This is a genomic window from uncultured Granulicatella sp., from assembly GCF_938030755.1.
In the GTDB taxonomy this organism is placed as follows: Bacteria; Bacillota; Bacilli; order Lactobacillales; family Aerococcaceae; genus Granulicatella.
The window spans coordinates 1-16,187 of record NZ_CALHIF010000005.1 but is presented as its reverse complement, the minus strand read 5'-3'; the positions used below and the strand labels follow the sequence as shown (position 1 = coordinate 16,187).

The 16,187-nt window shown below is 37.1% G+C and carries 17 protein-coding genes; 3 read left to right on the top strand and 14 right to left on the bottom strand.

The window, feature by feature from the left end:
• Window positions 1-76 precede the first annotated feature (76 nt).
• The 3 genes from Q0594_RS00250 to murQ (Q0594_RS00240) are packed head-to-tail and all read right to left on the bottom strand — an operon-like array spanning window position 77 to window position 3,432.
• Window positions 77-1,132, bottom strand: a complete 1,056-nt coding sequence (locus tag Q0594_RS00250) for a MupG family TIM beta-alpha barrel fold protein (RefSeq protein ID WP_298729026.1) — start codon at window positions 1,130-1,132, stop codon at window positions 77-79.
• On the bottom strand, window positions 1,095-2,522 hold the full coding sequence (locus tag Q0594_RS00245) for a PTS transporter subunit EIIC (protein ID WP_298729025.1): 1,428 nt from the start codon (window positions 2,520-2,522) through the stop codon (window positions 1,095-1,097). The genes Q0594_RS00250 and Q0594_RS00245 overlap by 38 nt, the downstream gene beginning before the upstream one ends.
• Window positions 2,523-2,526: 4 nt before the next feature.
• Window positions 2,527-3,432 (bottom strand): N-acetylmuramic acid 6-phosphate etherase, encoded by a 906-nt coding sequence (gene murQ / locus Q0594_RS00240; protein WP_298729024.1) that lies wholly within the window; start codon window positions 3,430-3,432, stop codon window positions 2,527-2,529.
• 138 nt (window positions 3,433-3,570) lie between these two features.
• Between murQ (Q0594_RS00240) and Q0594_RS00235 the strand changes: the two genes are divergently transcribed.
• Window positions 3,571-4,374, top strand: coding sequence for a MurR/RpiR family transcriptional regulator (locus Q0594_RS00235; RefSeq protein WP_298729023.1), 804 nt, complete (start codon window positions 3,571-3,573; stop codon window positions 4,372-4,374).
• 57 nt (window positions 4,375-4,431) lie between these two features.
• Window positions 4,432-5,283, top strand: a complete 852-nt coding sequence (locus Q0594_RS00230; protein WP_298729022.1) for a BadF/BadG/BcrA/BcrD ATPase family protein — start codon at window positions 4,432-4,434, stop codon at window positions 5,281-5,283.
• A gap of 54 nt (window positions 5,284-5,337) precedes the next feature.
• Here the strand turns inward: Q0594_RS00230 and anmK are convergent, their stop codons facing one another.
• The 9 genes from anmK to murQ (Q0594_RS00185) all read right to left on the bottom strand — a co-directional run bounded on the left by anmK (window position 5,338) and on the right by murQ (Q0594_RS00185) (window position 13,325).
• Complete coding sequence (gene anmK, locus Q0594_RS00225) at window positions 5,338-6,480, bottom strand: anhydro-N-acetylmuramic acid kinase AnmK (protein WP_298729021.1); 1,143 nt, start codon at window positions 6,478-6,480, stop codon at window positions 5,338-5,340.
• Window positions 6,480-7,325, bottom strand: coding sequence for a MurR/RpiR family transcriptional regulator (locus Q0594_RS00220; RefSeq protein WP_298729020.1), 846 nt, complete (start codon window positions 7,323-7,325; stop codon window positions 6,480-6,482). The genes anmK and Q0594_RS00220 overlap by 1 nt, the downstream gene beginning before the upstream one ends.
• Window positions 7,326-7,419: 94 nt before the next feature.
• On the bottom strand, window positions 7,420-8,853 hold the full coding sequence (locus tag Q0594_RS00215) for a glycoside hydrolase family 1 protein (RefSeq protein ID WP_298729019.1): 1,434 nt from the start codon (window positions 8,851-8,853) through the stop codon (window positions 7,420-7,422).
• Between the two features lie 17 nt (window positions 8,854-8,870).
• Entirely contained in the window at window positions 8,871-9,962 is a 1,092-nt protein-coding gene (locus Q0594_RS00210; RefSeq protein ID WP_298729018.1) for a MupG family TIM beta-alpha barrel fold protein, read from the bottom strand.
• Between the two features lie 66 nt (window positions 9,963-10,028).
• Window positions 10,029-11,366, bottom strand: a complete 1,338-nt coding sequence (locus Q0594_RS00205) for a PTS sugar transporter subunit IIC (protein ID WP_298729017.1) — start codon at window positions 11,364-11,366, stop codon at window positions 10,029-10,031.
• Between the two features lie 21 nt (window positions 11,367-11,387).
• Complete coding sequence (locus tag Q0594_RS00200) at window positions 11,388-11,696, bottom strand: PTS sugar transporter subunit IIB (protein WP_298729016.1); 309 nt, start codon at window positions 11,694-11,696, stop codon at window positions 11,388-11,390.
• 18 nt (window positions 11,697-11,714) lie between these two features.
• Entirely contained in the window at window positions 11,715-12,077 is a 363-nt protein-coding gene (locus tag Q0594_RS00195; protein WP_298729015.1) for a hypothetical protein, read from the bottom strand.
• A 10-nt stretch (window positions 12,078-12,087) separates the two neighbouring features.
• On the bottom strand, window positions 12,088-12,414 hold the full coding sequence (locus tag Q0594_RS00190; RefSeq protein WP_204702699.1) for a PTS lactose/cellobiose transporter subunit IIA: 327 nt from the start codon (window positions 12,412-12,414) through the stop codon (window positions 12,088-12,090).
• Complete coding sequence (gene murQ / locus Q0594_RS00185) at window positions 12,414-13,325, bottom strand: N-acetylmuramic acid 6-phosphate etherase (protein WP_298729014.1); 912 nt, start codon at window positions 13,323-13,325, stop codon at window positions 12,414-12,416. The genes Q0594_RS00190 and murQ (Q0594_RS00185) overlap by 1 nt, the downstream gene beginning before the upstream one ends.
• Window positions 13,326-13,467: 142 nt before the next feature.
• On the opposite strand from murQ (Q0594_RS00185), the gene Q0594_RS00180 reads away from it, so the two are divergent.
• Window positions 13,468-14,271, top strand: a complete 804-nt coding sequence (locus Q0594_RS00180; RefSeq protein ID WP_298729013.1) for a MurR/RpiR family transcriptional regulator — start codon at window positions 13,468-13,470, stop codon at window positions 14,269-14,271.
• A 110-nt stretch (window positions 14,272-14,381) separates the two neighbouring features.
• Here the strand turns inward: Q0594_RS00180 and Q0594_RS00175 are convergent, their stop codons facing one another.
• Complete coding sequence (locus tag Q0594_RS00175; RefSeq protein ID WP_298729012.1) at window positions 14,382-15,218, bottom strand: alpha/beta hydrolase; 837 nt, start codon at window positions 15,216-15,218, stop codon at window positions 14,382-14,384.
• Window positions 15,219-15,232: 14 nt separating this feature from the next.
• The coding region (locus Q0594_RS00170) for an NADP-dependent oxidoreductase (RefSeq protein WP_298729011.1) at window positions 15,233-16,187 on the bottom strand (955 nt) is incomplete at its 5' end.

Sequence of the window (16,187 nt, the reverse complement as noted above, 5' to 3'; positions counted from 1 at the left end):
ACAGAACTAAATCCTTTGCTTAAATTAATTGTCTAACTTTTTGGGGTCAGTACAATGTAGGATGGATGCTATTTTATTATTCTACTTCTAATCGAATGCCAATTTCTTCAGGCAAAGCTTTAAATACAGAAATCTCAGATGGTAGCAAATGACCGATAACGTTTTGACGCGCATCTGATGGCAAATTTTCTTTAGTAATTTCTATTTCTCCTTGGTAACGTCCGTAACCCGCATTCGCTTGATTGATTTCTCCAATGGTTCGAGTTGTTGTAGAAACTTCTCCGTCAAGCAAAGCCCATCCGCGAGTACCGAGTACGCGGTAAACAAAATCACTCGCATCAATACGGTCATGAAGCACTTTCCCTGTTAGTTCAACTGGCACTTGTGCCTTTAATGACACAAATCCTTCTTGGAATTCCTTCATGACTTTTTGTGTTGACTCCTGAATAAATGTATCACCAACCAAAATCATATCCGTATGCGCACGAATGAGTTCACAAATGGCAAGACGCGTATCCAAAGTACGATGTGTTTCCACAGTAGGCAATCCTTCATGAAGCGGAGCTCTTAAAGGTTCGTCTCCTGGAATAAACGCGAGCACTTTGACCCCAAGCGCCTGCAATTTTTGGTTAATCGCCGTGAATTTCTCAAGCGAAATTCCTGAATATACTTTGGGATAATAATTGTGGCAAGCAATGATTTGCTTAGCAAATCCTAGTCGCTCCAACAATTGGTATTCTCGATTTGTAAACGTTGAAGCATTTACTACAAGCGTAAACGCCTTGCCACAACGTTCGATAAACGCTTCGTCCCCAAATTCGTCCAGACGTAAGTACGAAAGCTCTGCATTTTTCAGAGCCGCAATATTTTCTTTTGTAAGATCTTTATGGGCGATGTCTGGGATTAAATCCACTTCATATGAACGAGCAAGTTCCACTAGACGTGTCATATCTGCTATTTCTAGCGGATGTTCTGGTAACTGAAAAGAAGTGAAAGCCACGGTTTGACGCGCGGCTTTCATTTCTTCTAATACTTGTGTAACGACTTGTTCACCAAGATTGATATAAATGGAGCGCCCAAAAGAAATGTTTGCTCTATTTGTTTCCATATACTTCGTTAATACGATCTTCATCTACACCGAAGAACCATGTGATGACAAATCCACCGATGTAAGCTCCCACCATCGCCGTTAAGAAGAGTGCTTGAGTTCCCGGCACCATGATTAAAGCACCGAATAACCCTGAAACCCCTTGAGATACCGTACCTAAGTGGAATAGAACTGCTAATACACCACCGACACCAGATCCTAAGCAGGCTGTTAAAAAGGGTTTCCCTAAAGGAAGGGTTACAGCGTACATCATCGGTTCCCCAATACCTAAGATTCCAACTGGTAATGAGTCTCTTGTTAATTGTTTTAATTTTTTGTTCTTAGTCTTCAAGTATAATGCTAAACCTGCACCGACTTGACCACCGCCGGCCATCATTAAGATTGGTAATAGATAGTTGATACCAGCACTTGGTCCGTTTGGATCGTTTAATAGAACATGGATTGGAGTTAATGCTTGGTGTAGACCAACAGATACGATTGGCAAGAATCCAGCAGCTAAGATGTACCCACCAAGGACTCCTAATTGTTCATATACGAAGTTTAATACTGTGTAAATACCCTGAGTTAACGCAGCACCAGCAGGTTGGATGATTAATACTGATAAGAATGCACCAATGATTAGTGTTAATAATGGTGTTAAGAATGTTTTCAACATTTGTGGTATTACTTTATCAACGGCACGTTCTAAATAAGCTACCAAAATCCCCATCATTAATGCAGCTAATAGACCACCAGCACCTGGATTAAATGCTTTACCTGTAAACGGCATTAATACTTGGCCAGCATCTGATTTCAATAGAAGTGGCATGGTTGAAATCCCTAGAGACATACTCCCTGCAATTGCCCCAAGAATTGGAGTTCCTTTGAATTCACGAGCGGCATTATACCCTACATATAAAGGTAAGAACGTAAATAGTCCCCAACCCATTGTACGAATGGCTTGGTACCACCATTCAAAGTTATAAGCATTGTGTGTAGTTACGTTAATAACATTTGAAATACCATTAATTAACCCAGCAGCAATAATCCCTGGTAATAATGGTACGAAAATATTAGCAATATGTTCCAAGAATCGTTGAATAGGGCCCCTATGTGCGGCCTTATTTTCTTTTTTGTTTTCCTTCGCTAAATCTGCTGCATTAATTTCATCCACACTACCTAAATCAATTCCTGTCAATTCAGCAAATTCACGACCTACTTCAGTCACTTTACCTGGTCCTAAAACGATTTGAACACCTTGTTCACGTTCAACAACTCCTAATACTGAATCTACATCTTTTAATCCAGCTATATCCACTTTTGATGTATCTGCTACTGTCAGACGTAAACGTGTCATACACGTTGCATTGCTAACCACATTCTCCTTCTGTCCGACTTTACTTAAAATTTCACTTGCTACTTTTTTTGCATCCATTTTATTAAGCCTCCTTATTTTGCATTACTTTAACAATATTCATTTGATTCTCTCGAAGCAATTGTTCTGCTTCTTCTGCTGAAATATGATGTAATTGAGAAATAATAGCCACTTTTAAATCAAAATGATTGTCCTCAAGAACCTTTCTGGCTTCCTCTTGGGACAAGTTAGTTACCTTAGCTAGAATATTGGTTGCTCGTTGTTTCAACTTTTGATTTGTTGGCTGTACATCTACCATATATCCTTTAAAAATCTTTCCTACTCGAATCATTGCAGCTGTAGTAATCATATTTAGAATGAGTTTTTGAGCAGTTCCTGCCTTCATTCGAGTCGATCCTGTGACTACTTCTGGACCAGTAATGGCCTCAATACCGATATCAGCTACCTTGGAAATCACGGCATTAGGAGAATTGGAAATTGCTCCCGTATAACACCCCACCTCTTTTGCGTAGCTTAATCCTGCCACAACATATGGTGTTCGCCCACTTGCACTAATTCCAACGACGACATCTTCTTTGACTAGACCAAGCTCTTTCAACTGTTCTTGCGCAATGGTTTCATCATCTTCAGCTCCTTCTATTGCATGACGAAGAGCATAATCTCCACCTGCTATAACGCCAACTACCATATCCGGTGAAACACCAAAGGTTGGTGGACACTCACTTGCATCCAAAACACCGAGTCTTCCAGAAGTTCCCGCACCAAGATAAATCAATCGACCTCCTTTCTCAAACGCTTGTACGACTGCTTCAGTTACTTTTTCAATCGAAGAAATGCATCGTTCAATCGCATCTGTAACGGTCCTATTCTCATCATTTATATAATGTAAAATCTGACCGATCGATTGTGTTTCAATATCCACACTTCTGTCATTTACTTGTTCTGTCATCAACTTGGAAATGTCATCCATTTTCTCCACCTCCTCCTTAAAATTCCACTAAAATCAGAATTGAAATCGTTTTCTAAAAGTTATTATACATCGTTGTAAATTTTATTTCAATACTATATAATTGAATTGGAAATAAAGTTTCAGAGAGCGGGAGATTGTATGAAGAACTATTTAACAGCTACAGACAAAAAAATCGAATCGTTCATTGCACAACATTCAGATACCGTACTCTCATCTAGCATTCATACCTTATCTGAACAAATTGGTGTTTCCCCGTCAGCCATTAGTAAGTTTATTAAGAAAATTGGCTACCGCTCATATTCACGGTTTAAAGTACATCTCGCTCAGAAAAATACTAAAACCATTGACGAACAAATCGAAAAAGACGACTCTATTAAAACCATTCAATCAAAACTTTTTAGCACCGTGACTCGTTCCTATGAAATGACTTTAGAACTTGTCGACGACTCGGTGTTAGACCATGTCATTCGTCTGATGAAAGATGCAGAAAAAATATATGCATTTGGCGTGGGGGCTTCTGGAATGGTCTGTAATGATTTATATTTTAAACTAAGTAGAATTGGGAAAAATATTATCTATCATACTGACTCCCATACTCAACTCGCAAGCCTTAGTAGTGCCACTAAAGAAGACCTTATCATCGGTGTGAGTTACTCTGCAAAAACAAAAGAAGTTGGTACCGCGTTTGTGATTGGCAAAGAACGTGGGATTCCAACAGTTTCTATAACAGGACTTGGAAATACACAATTAGATTCTTTAAGTACTTATTGCTTAAAAATACCCCGACACGAAAATACGATTCGTTCTGCCGCTATCACTAGCCGAAACGATTCATTATTTTTAGTGGACTTACTCTATTTAGGGCTTCTTCAAAAGGAAGATAGTCTTCAAAACGATATTTTAGAAACCAGTTATAAATTTACTCACCAATTACGGAAGTAAACGTCCCTAAAAATGCCCACATTGACTAGACAGATAAAACTTGAGAGGACCATTATTATGAAAATTGGCATAGATGCTGGAGGAACAAAAACCAAAGGTGTGTTATATAAAGATAATAAAATCATTGATGAATTAATTGGAGAGATGGGTAATCCCATTGTGAACTTTGAACTCGCTGTATCTAATGTTTTGCAAGTCATTGAATACTTACTCTCTCAAAACAAGCTCGACTACGTGGATATTTCGATAATATCGATTGGAATGGCTGGAGCAGGTACAGTAATTCAAGAGCTGACCTGCGCTTTTAGAGAAAAAATTTCTTGCAAATTTATCGTAGATTCCGATTTAAAAATGAGTCATATCGCAACTTTTGAGAATCAGGATGGAAATTTATTCATTGCCGGAACGGGTTCTTCTCTTCTTTCACGAAAGAATGGAGAGTTTATTCAAAAAGGCGGTTGGGGGCATATTTTAGGGGATGAAGGTAGCGGCTATTGGATTGGTAAGAAAATTTTAACTGCCTATATTCATTATCTTGATTTTGCAGAATCTCCTTTAGACTTTAACGAACTGATTCCCACTCTAGAAGAGCGATTCCCTGACCGAACTTCCATTATACAAACTGTGTACTCAAAACCTAAAACAGAAGTCGCAAAACTCGCCACCTTCTGTTCTACTTTTGATGGCAATTACTTTTTACATACCCTTGCGGAGCAGGCTGGAAAAGATATTGCAAATACTTTATTATCTTGCAATAATGACAGCATTATTCCAGTTGCTTTCGAGGGAAGCGTCATCAAAAACAATGTGCCTATCCTCAACAGTTGTATTTCAGTATTGCACACCTATCATAAAGAACTCCAAATAATTCCTTCTCGTCCTGCTACCGAGAGTGTGTTCTATTTGTAAACAAAAAACGATTGTGAAGGTGAGATTTCTCTCACCTTCACAATCGTTTTTTATTTATAGAGTAGGGTACGTGATTTGCCCTAAAATAACACTCTTCTTCGCTCCAGTTGCAGAAGGAACATTAGAAGGTCTTCTATGGTAAGTCTGATTCCCAAGAATCACAAACGCTAAAGCCTCTTTTGCTTCAGAAGAAAAACCATGCTCTTCCTGTGTCATTACCGTTACTTCCGGCATCTCATTTCTGATAAGTTCTAGTAAATAAGAATTATAGGCTCCGCCACCACCAATAATGCATTTCTTTAAACCATATTCAGAAATTAAATATTTTTTATAATGATAGGCAATCGCGTAGGCAGTAAACCAGGTAAATGTATGAATCAAATCATTTGGGTCACAGAAATGATATTTTTCAAGAATAGATTTAGTAAAATGCTCTCCGAACATCTCTCTACCCGTTGTTTTTGGAATCTCCAAATTGAAATAAGGATGTTCCTTTAATTCTTCTGCTAACGATGGAATCAGATTTCCTTGTCGTGCATAATAGCCATCCGTATCATATTTTTTGCCGTAAAAAGTTCGTACGGCTTCGTCAATCATCATATTTCCTGGTCCTGTATCAAAAGCGATGACTTTTTTAGTGTCCCCTTTTTTGGGAAGAACAGTTACATTTCCAATGCCTCCAATATTTTGCAAAGCAACCGCCTGATCTTCTTCACTGTATAATAAAGTCTCACTATAAGGTACTAATGGGGCCCCTTCACCACCGACAGCCATATCCATGACTCTAAAATTGGAAATAACTTTAGTTTTGCATTCATTCGCAATAATCGCTGCCTCTCCAATTTGTAAGGTACTAGGCACATAATCGTCATAGGCTTTTGGAATATGGAAAATCGTTTGTCCATGACTTGCTATGAAAGAAAGATCTTCCAACTTCACATTTGCATCTTGACATAGGCTCTTTACTGCATCTGCGAAAAGATATCCCAATTCAAAATTCAACGAACAAATTAAATCTACCGGAATTAATTCTCTGCTACAGCATTTTCTTATTTTTGTTCTTACACTTTCTGGGATATCATATGTTTTAAAATATAATTGTTTTACTCTAGTGGACTCATCTTGACCGCTTATTTCACAAAGAACGGTATCCACACCATCTAAGGACGTTCCAGACATTAAGCCTACTGCAAGCATTATTGAACCTCCTTAATAAATTGTCTTGTTCGAACCAACAACTCTTTCGTCACATTAAAATCTGTCTTTGCAATTCCGTAATACAATAAATCTGTAATCGTTAATAAACTGTTCCTAGAAGTAATCGATCCTAAGCGAATCTCTTTTTCTTCTACAGGAACAAACAGTCGAATATCTGATAATGTCGAAAGTGTTGATTTTAGATTATACTTTGTCACTCCAACAATTCTGGCTCCCATTGTTTTAGCAACTTTTGCAATGGAATTAACCGATTCCGTTTCACCATTATAACTAATCACAATAACAACATCGTTCTTATCTAACTGCGCAATACGAGGCATTAAAGTATGCAAGTCTCGATCGTACATGATATTTTGGTGAATGCGAGTCATTTTATGATAGAAATCCAAACAAACAATACTGCTTCCTCCTACACCTAACAAGAAGACAGTTCTAGCTTCATGGATAAACTCGATAGCTTTTTCTAGTGCATGATAATCGAGTAAAGAAAAAGTTTCTCTTATATTTTGTGTTAACATATTTTCCGTTTTTTGAAGCAATCCCATTAAGGAATCTTGAGGGTTTAAAAAGGTTTCAATATCATCTTCGTTTGTATACAATTGAGTTTCTTTGGCAAGAGCTACTTTAAATGCAGGTAAGCCTTTATACCCCATCTTTTTAGAGAATCGTACCCATGCGGCTGCTGATGTTTTCGTCATGTCACCTAATTCTTTGGCATTAGACTCTAGAACAACTTGTCTATTGGCAAAAACAAACTCTGCAATCGAACGATCGGTTTCTGTAAAAGCACTCATTGAGCTTTTAATTTTATACAACACACTCATGATACACACTCTCTTTAATACTTTTTGTTTTTATGGTCATCTTCTAGATACTACGAACTTTATTCCTTATTCTTTATAATCATACACTCTACAGTTAATTACTATTTTCTTTTTTGTAATTCTTAATGAACTCTTTATACCAATAGAAACTATCTTTTTTATATCTTGCATAGCTACCATTTCCGTGATTGTCCGCATCCACATATATCACGCCATAACGTTTATCCATTTCACAACTACCTGCTGAAACAATATCCACAATCCCCCAAGCAATAAACGCTTCAAGAGGTACTCCATCCTCAAGCGCTAATTGAGCTTGCTCGTAATACGATTTCATATACTCAATGCGATAATCATCATGAATTTGATAATTTTCCGTTAATACGTCGCGCGCGCCTAACCCATTTTCAGACACAATAACAGGTTTACCATATCGTTCATAAACCCGGTGAAGGGATGTTCTTAATCCTACAGGATCTATTTGCCAACCCCATTCACTTGCTTTCAAATATGGATTTTTAGTAGACACCACTAAGTTCCCAGCAGTTTTATCTGCTTCATCTACGGTAATTACTGAGGAAGTATAAAACGAAATAGATACAAAATCACATGTATTTTCTTTTAATAATTTTCTATCTTCTTCTGTAATTTGTAGATCTATATTTTTGTTTTTGAAAAATGTTTCTGCGTAATAGGGATACTCACCTTTTGATAAAATATCCATGCAGTACCACTGATTCATTTGTTCTTCAAACACCAATTTCAAATTATCCTCAGGTTTACTCGTTAACGGATAATAGCAGAAGCAAGCAATCATGGAACCAAAACGACCTGGTAAGTTCATCTTTCTGGCTAGCTGGATGGTTTTGGCACTGGCTACAAACTGATGATGTAACGCCTGGAATACATCGGACAGTTGATATCCATTCTCTCCTTTTAATAAACCAACCCCATTATAAGGACTAAAATACCCTGCGTTGATTTCATTAAATGGTAGCCAATATTCGACTAAATGTCCCCACCTCTCAAATACGAAGGTTGCGAAATGAAGAAAATGATCAATACATTCTCTTCCTTTCCATCCTCCATATTGCTCTACTAAATAAATAGGCATCGCATAGTGGTTTAATGTTAGAAAAATCTTGATTTTTTTCTCTGCTAACAACTGGAACACTTTATCATAATAGGCAACTCCTTCTTGGGAAGGTTCTTCTTCGATTCCTTTAGGAAAAAGTCTTGACCAGCTAATCGAAAATCTATATAAGTCTAACCCTAATTCGGCTAAATATTCTATATCCTCTTCTAGATGTTCAAACCCTTTTGTTCCATTTCTAAAAGGATAGTATTGTTTAGAGGCTTTATTTTTAGCTTCTTCTATTTTTTCTTTTGTTAATAATCGTGTTTCTTCTGTGGCATTCGAAGTACGAGGTAAATAAGGTCTACAATCTTGTGTATCTAGACCTTTTGCCGGAGTAAATCCGCCCTCATATTGACTAGCTGCTGTTGCTCCGCCCCATAGTATCTTCATTTTTTTCTCCATTCTACTTATTTAAGTCTAAATTTAAATTTCTGCCAAGGTTTCATTTCATCTAAAATAAAGTGTTCAATATCCACTACTTTCCCGACAACATTGGTCTTACCTGAATTTTCCATATCCTTCAAGGCGATTTGCAATTCTCCTGCGTAATGACCATATTCGCTACTTTCGATTAAAATATCGCCTCTCTTAATTTGACTAGGGACATGAAATACTTTAAAGGAATGTCCTTTGTATTTCACTCGACTTTGTGTCGAACGAATGAAACAATCATTTTGATCTCCCCTATTGAAATGAAATTCCTCTAATACAATTTTCTTTTCTATCTCAGGAATGCCTTCTACTAATTCAACATCAAAAGTCACTACATCCAAATCTAGTCCATCTATGCGAGACAATTCTTCTTTCGTTGGATAGCAGTTAGAAATGAGAATATCATCCACTAATTCCATTGCAATGTGGTGTTTAATTTGAACATCTAATGGCAACTCACGATGTAATTCTAGCGTTGGTAATCCTTCTGTAGTTGGCCAAGGTCCAAACGCCCCTTTATCATGTGAGGTGACAAATGCTGCGGTTTTTAATCCATACTTGTTAAAACGCTTTGTACATTCTTTATAGAAATCTAAATTTAAACCGGAATAGCGATGGGGATAAAAATTATGACACCCATATAATTTATATTTATTAGGTCTATAATCCATGATGGTATCAATAGTATGAACATTATTGCTCATATTGATTTCGATAATTAAATTTTCTGGATTATAGGTCATAATCGATTCTTCTAATCCTGAAAAGCCAGCATCTAACCGAATTCCATCCGCTCCAATTTCTTTAAAGAACGATAAATCCTTATACGAAATATTTAACTCTCCAAATACACGTGGAGAAACATCTACAATTACTTCAAAACCTAGTTCATGAGCAAAAGTATTTATTTCGGTAAATTCTTTTTTGATTTCTTCTGCAGGCTTATTCACTGATAATAGACAAGAGAAAACTCTAGAAAAGCCTAAACGACTTGTTTCTTCAAGATAGTTCTTGATTTCTTCTACCGTACTTTTTTCCGGATATATAGATACTCCTAATCTTCTCATTCATTTTCTCCTTAAAATTTAATATAGAAAAGCCCTGCTACTAGAACAGGGCTCAAAGTTTCATTTTTATTGCTCTTGCTCTTGAGCCAATAATGATTTGTCGTACATTGTAAAGAATGGATAGTAAATTAGAATAGATAATAGGATTAATACAACGTTTAATACGATTGCTCTCCAATCACTACCCGTAGCTAGGAATGCTCCAATTGGTCCAGGAAGTGTCCAAGGTGCACTTGCTACAACTTTATTTACTAATCCAGCAGACATTGCAATCCAAGTTACTACCCCATTTGTTAATGGCGCTAAAATAAATGGAATGATTAATTGTGGATTTAATACAATTGGTGTACCGAAGATTAAAGGCTCATTAATGTTACATACTGCTGGAATAAATGCTGTCTTACCGAGAGATTTTCCATATGCAGATTTAGAGCGCCAGATTAGTAAGATAGCTAATCCGATAGTAGCCCCAGAACCGCCGATCATTACAAACCATTGATAAAATGGTTCAGCTGCAATATTAGGGATTGCAGAACCATTCGCAAACGCTGTAGTATTTTCTTCTAGCAATACTAACCATAATGGACGCGCAAGAGATCCAACAATTGACCAACCGTGAATACCAAATGACCAGAAGAATTGTGATAAGAAAATTACTACGATAACTGAGAAGATCGAATCTGTCGCTTGCACTAATGGAGCAACGATATTCCCTACAATTTTATGAACATCGATACCAATAAACATTGTAACTGTTGAAATTAGTAATAGTACAATGACTGTTGGTGTTAAAGCTTCAAACGAACGCGCAACTGACGCTGGTACTTGAGGTGGCATTGAAATCTTGAATCCACTCTTTTGAGTGAAACGATAAATTTCAACGGCAATAAAGGCTGATAGAATCCCTATAAACATCCCTGCGGACCCCAGATTACTCATTGGGAGGACAAATCCCGAAGGCAATGAAGATAAATAATTTTTTAAAGGTTCGCTTGAATCCGCTAAAGCTTTCACTTCTGCTGAAGCAGCTGGAATTGCTTTAGGAATAATAGTTAGTAAGTAAGCTAATTCTGCTAAAATACCTCCAGATAATCCATCTAGATCATAAGAAGATGCTAGCGAATATCCAATTCCAAACACTGCGTAAAGGGTCATAATGTACATTGAAACACGGTAAGGTAATAAGATTTTAGCTTGGTTAGCTTGAATAAATTGTGTAATTTCCCAATCCTTTGGCATTGAGTTTGGAAGAAAGGCAATTACTAAAAACATTGATGCAACAACAATAATTGGTAGAGTTGCAATAATACCATCACGAATCGCTCTTAAATGGCGTTGTTCCGCTAATTTTGCCATCGGTGTCGACAGCTTTGTATCCATAAATTCTGTGATTTTATCAAACATAGAATATCTCCACTTTCCTTTTTATATTTTTAATTCCTCTTTAATTTGTTGAAGCAATTTTGGTCCTCCTAGAGGAGTGTATCCTTGTGGCTTAATGAGTAAACATGGAACACCTGCTTCATCTGCACTTGCTTTCAATACATCATAACGATGACGAATTTGAGGAGCTACAAGAGAAATTTGATAATCTTCTTTTACTTTATCAGCAAAAGCTTGTGTACCACATTCGTCTACTTGTATATCCAATCCTTCTTTTGTACCAGCATCTTGCAATGCTTTTGCAACAATAGCACTAGACATTCCCCCTGAACAAACTAATAAAATTTTCATCACTTTCACCTCCACTCATTATAAAATTACTCCGGTCATTACGATAAAATAATAAATAATTCCGATAACGATGCTCCAAATTCCTCCAACCCACCAAAAGGCTTGAGTAATGCCTTTTTTAGAATTTACAAAGAATTGAGAAAATGAAACCGAAAATCCTGCAATGAGAGCACCACAAATGACAAAAGGCCATTTAAAGTCAATATGAAGCCAATCGCAAATTGCCGGAATCACAAACATTGATAATACGATACTAGCGATAATCAGCAACACGCTCTTATAACCAAACATCGGAATATCATAATCTGTGGTTCCCAACGCCGTTTTATATTGCTTTTTTTGGTCCACATTCTTAACGGTCCATTTTCTGAATTTAACCATCGTTTTCTCCTTACTCTTTATGTTCTAACTTCCAAAGTCTTTCATTCATTCGAATGATGTTTTCTGCTAGAGTTCTAACCTCTATCGAAGTCATTAGATGATCTTGAGCATGTACAAAAAGTACTGTAACTTCATTTCTTTCACCTGCAGCTTCTTTTTGAATTAAGTCTGTTTGTACTTGATGTGCTTTATTTAAAAAAGTATCAGCCTCTTCAAGTAATTTTCTAGCCTCTTCAAAGTTTCCTTTTTCAGATTCTTCCATCGCTTCATATACTAAAGCTTTGGCATTTCCACCATTACTGATGATTTCAAAAATAATCAGTTCCATATCTTGCATTAAATATCACCTCCTAGTATATGGATGGCGCGCTTGATATGCCCGTTCCCCTTCATTAAAGCTTCTTCTGCGGTCTGCCTATCAACTTCCATTATTTCCATAATGAGTGCTTTTTTTACATTATGACCACTCTCTTCATAAAGCTTCTCTGCCATTTCATCATCTACTCCTGTTAAAGTGCGAATCATATTTTTAGAACGAACGACGAGTTTCTTATTCGTTGGTTTTAAGTCAACCATATAATTTTTATACACTTTACCGAGCTTAATCATGACACTCGTTGAAATCATATTGAGAATTAATTTTTGAGCTGTTCCAGCTTTCATTCGTGTAGAACCCATAATCGCTTCTGCTCCTGTAACCGCCTCAATAGGGTAATCTGCAAATTTAGAAATTTCTGCATTTTGTACACAAGAGATAGCTCCAGTTAGAGCCCCAATTTCTCTTGCATAACTTAATCCCCCAATCACATAAGGTGTTCGCCCACTAGCGGCTAAACCGATTACTGTATCATTTTCATTTATTTGATACTGAGATAAATCTCCTCGAGCTAGCTCAAGAGAATCTTCCGCTCCCTCTTGGGCAATAAACATCGCATTATCTCCACCTGCCATAATCCCAACAACCAGACCTTTATCTACTCCATATGTTGGAGGACATTCCGCCGCATCTAATACTCCCAGTCTCCCCGACGTACCAGCTCCAATATAGAAGAGACGTCCACTTTTTTGCATACGCTCAACAATCTGGTCTACTAAAGCTGATATTTTGGGAATGCTTTTAGAAACAATAGAAGCAACAGTTTGATCTTCATCATTGATTTTTTGAAGGATTTCTTGTGTTGATAAAATATCAATATCTATTGTTCGCTGATTATTCTTTTCAGTATCTAACTTAATTAAATCTGTCATCTTCCCACTTCCTTCTGAAATCATTTTATCATAAAAGCGTTATCAATGAAATAGAATTTTAGAAATTTCTTTATATTTTTAAAAAAATATTTCTTGCAGTATAATATTTTTGGAAACATTATTTCTGCGAAAGGAGTTAACTATGAAAAACTTTTTAACCGTCACTGACAAAAAAATTGAAGCTTTTATTTCAGAGCATTCAGAGATTGTACTCTCTTCTAGCATTCATACATTGGCAGAACATATTGGCGTTTCGCCTTCTTCTATTAGTAAATACATTAAAAAGATTGGATACCGCTCTTATTCTCGTTTCAAAGTAAACCTTGCGCAAAAAAATGCGCAAACAATTGATGAGCAAATCGAAAAAGATGATTCCATCCAAACGATTCAATCCAAATTAATTAGCACGGTCACTCGTTCCTATGAAATGACTTTGGAACTCGTGGATGATATCGTATTGGATAAAGTCATTGATCTTATGAAGAATGCGCGTAAAATTTATACCTTTGGGGTAGGGGCATCTGGAATGGTTTGCAGTGATCTTTATTTCAAATTAAGCCGGATTGGTAAAAACATCCTGTACCATACGGATTCGCATATTCAATTAGCAAGCCTAGGTAGCGCGACACCAGACGACCTCGTCATTGGGGTGAGTTATTCGGCCCAAACTAAAGAAGTCACGAGCGCCTTTGAAATTGCAAATTCTAGAGGAATTCCCACCGTTTCGATTACCGCTTTAGGAAATAATCAACTGGATTCCCTCAGCACGTATAGCTTAAAGGTCCCTCGACATGAGAATATTATTCGTTCTGCTGCGATTACTAGCCGAAACGATTCCCTATTCTTAATCGACTTGTTGTATCTTGGACTTCTCCAAAAAGACGACCGACGTCAAAACGAAATTTTAGAATCGAGTTACCAACTCACTCACCAATTGAGAAAATAAAACATCCTCTAAGAAACTCTTTTTTGAGCGGACCTTGTCTCATTAATTGAGGAGCTTTAACACAAAAACCTCGAAGCGGAATTTCCGTTTCGAGGTTTCTTTATAATTTTTTACTCTGCTAAAAATGCTAATAGCTCTTTAGAGAATTCTTCAGTATATTGGAAAATAGATCCGTGACCTGCATATGGATAAATAATCAATTTGCTGCCTGCAATTTTCTCGTGCATTTCATAAGAATTTGCAGTTGGTACTTGTAAGTCATTATCCCCATTCACAATTAATGTAGGTTGTGTAATAAATGCAAGAGAATCTTGCGCATCTTTCCCCCAACGTTTAATCGCTTTTAATTGTGTAAGGAACCCTGGGATATTCATTTCCTTATCAGAATCTTCTTTTTTACGCATTCCCATACGGCCAAGAACCTTCGTAGCTTCTATCCCGCCTTGTTCATCATGATTATAGAAAATGTATCGTTTAGGATCCACACGGTGTAACGCACCTTTGAACATAAATCTAAATGTTTTCCCAGTCACTTTGTCCATTTCTATGCCACCACGAGGGCCTGTTCCTGCCAGAATAAGACGGTTCACTAAACTGTCCTCTAAACGAACGACTTCTTGAGCAATCATACCTCCCATAGACAAGCCTAAGAGATTGATTTTGTCGTGACCTAATGCTTTGATAATTTCTATCGTTTGTGAAGCCATCCCTGGAATCGTATCGGCTACTTTCCCCTGACTCGCTCCCACACCTGGTAAATCCATTACAATGACATGATGTTCCTCGGCAATTAAATCTAATAATTTTGGATCCCAATTATCGAGGACGGCAGCCAAATGAACAAGCATCACTAATGGGTATTCCGATTTCCCTTTACTTAATTCACGATAAGCAATTTGATTGCCACCTACTGTTACAAATTGATTTTTAGTTGTAATATAAGACATTTTATGTTCCCTTTTTAAAATTTTAAGACTGTTTTACCGCGTGAACGACCATTCGCCACTTTATCAAGTGCTGCATTTACTTCTTCGAACGGATACACTGTATCAATGGAAGGTTTAATTTCTAGTTTTGTAAAGATATCTGCGACTTCTTGCAATTGTGCTCCATTACTACGAACGAAGATAAAATGATAATGTACTCCGTATTTTTGAGCCATCTTATCAAATTTTCGACCTGCCAATCTGAATAAGAATTGTTTCCATTTTGGTAGATTCATTTCTTTAGCAAAGGTACCGTTTGGCATCGCTCTTAACGATACTAAATGCCCACCTTTTTTCATAATCGACATTTGTTTTTCTGTTTCTGCCCCGCCAAGAGTATCTAACACGTAATCGACATCACTAACGGTTTGTGTATAATCTTCTGTTTTGTAATCGATGAATCGGTCTGCTCCAATGGATAAGACGCGTTCTTTATTCGATGCATCCCCATTTGTAATCACTGTAAGACCTTTTGCTTTTGCAATCGGAATAGCCATTCCACCGACTCCTCCTGTACCTCCAGAAATAAAGATGGTCTTCCCTGCTTCTGCCCCCATTAATTCTAATGCTTGCATAATGGTTAAAGCCGTTAACGGAACTGCGGCTGCCTCTTCGTCTGATAAGTACTCTGGAACAAATGCCAACGAGTCGCTATCAACCGCTACATATTCAGCAAAAGCTCCAATGGCATCCAATGGAAGTCTACCAAATACTCGGTCTCCTGTTTTGAATGCCGTTACTTCGCTTCCTACTTCTTCGACGATTCCGACAACTTCATTTCCAGCTGTTTGCGGCAATGAGTACGGAACAATGAGTTTTACTTCTCCTCTAGAAATCATATTATCTAGCGGATTTACGCCCGCTGTTTTGACTTTTACTAATACTTGATTTTTAGAAATCGTTGGTTTCTCAATCGTTGTAATATTTAAG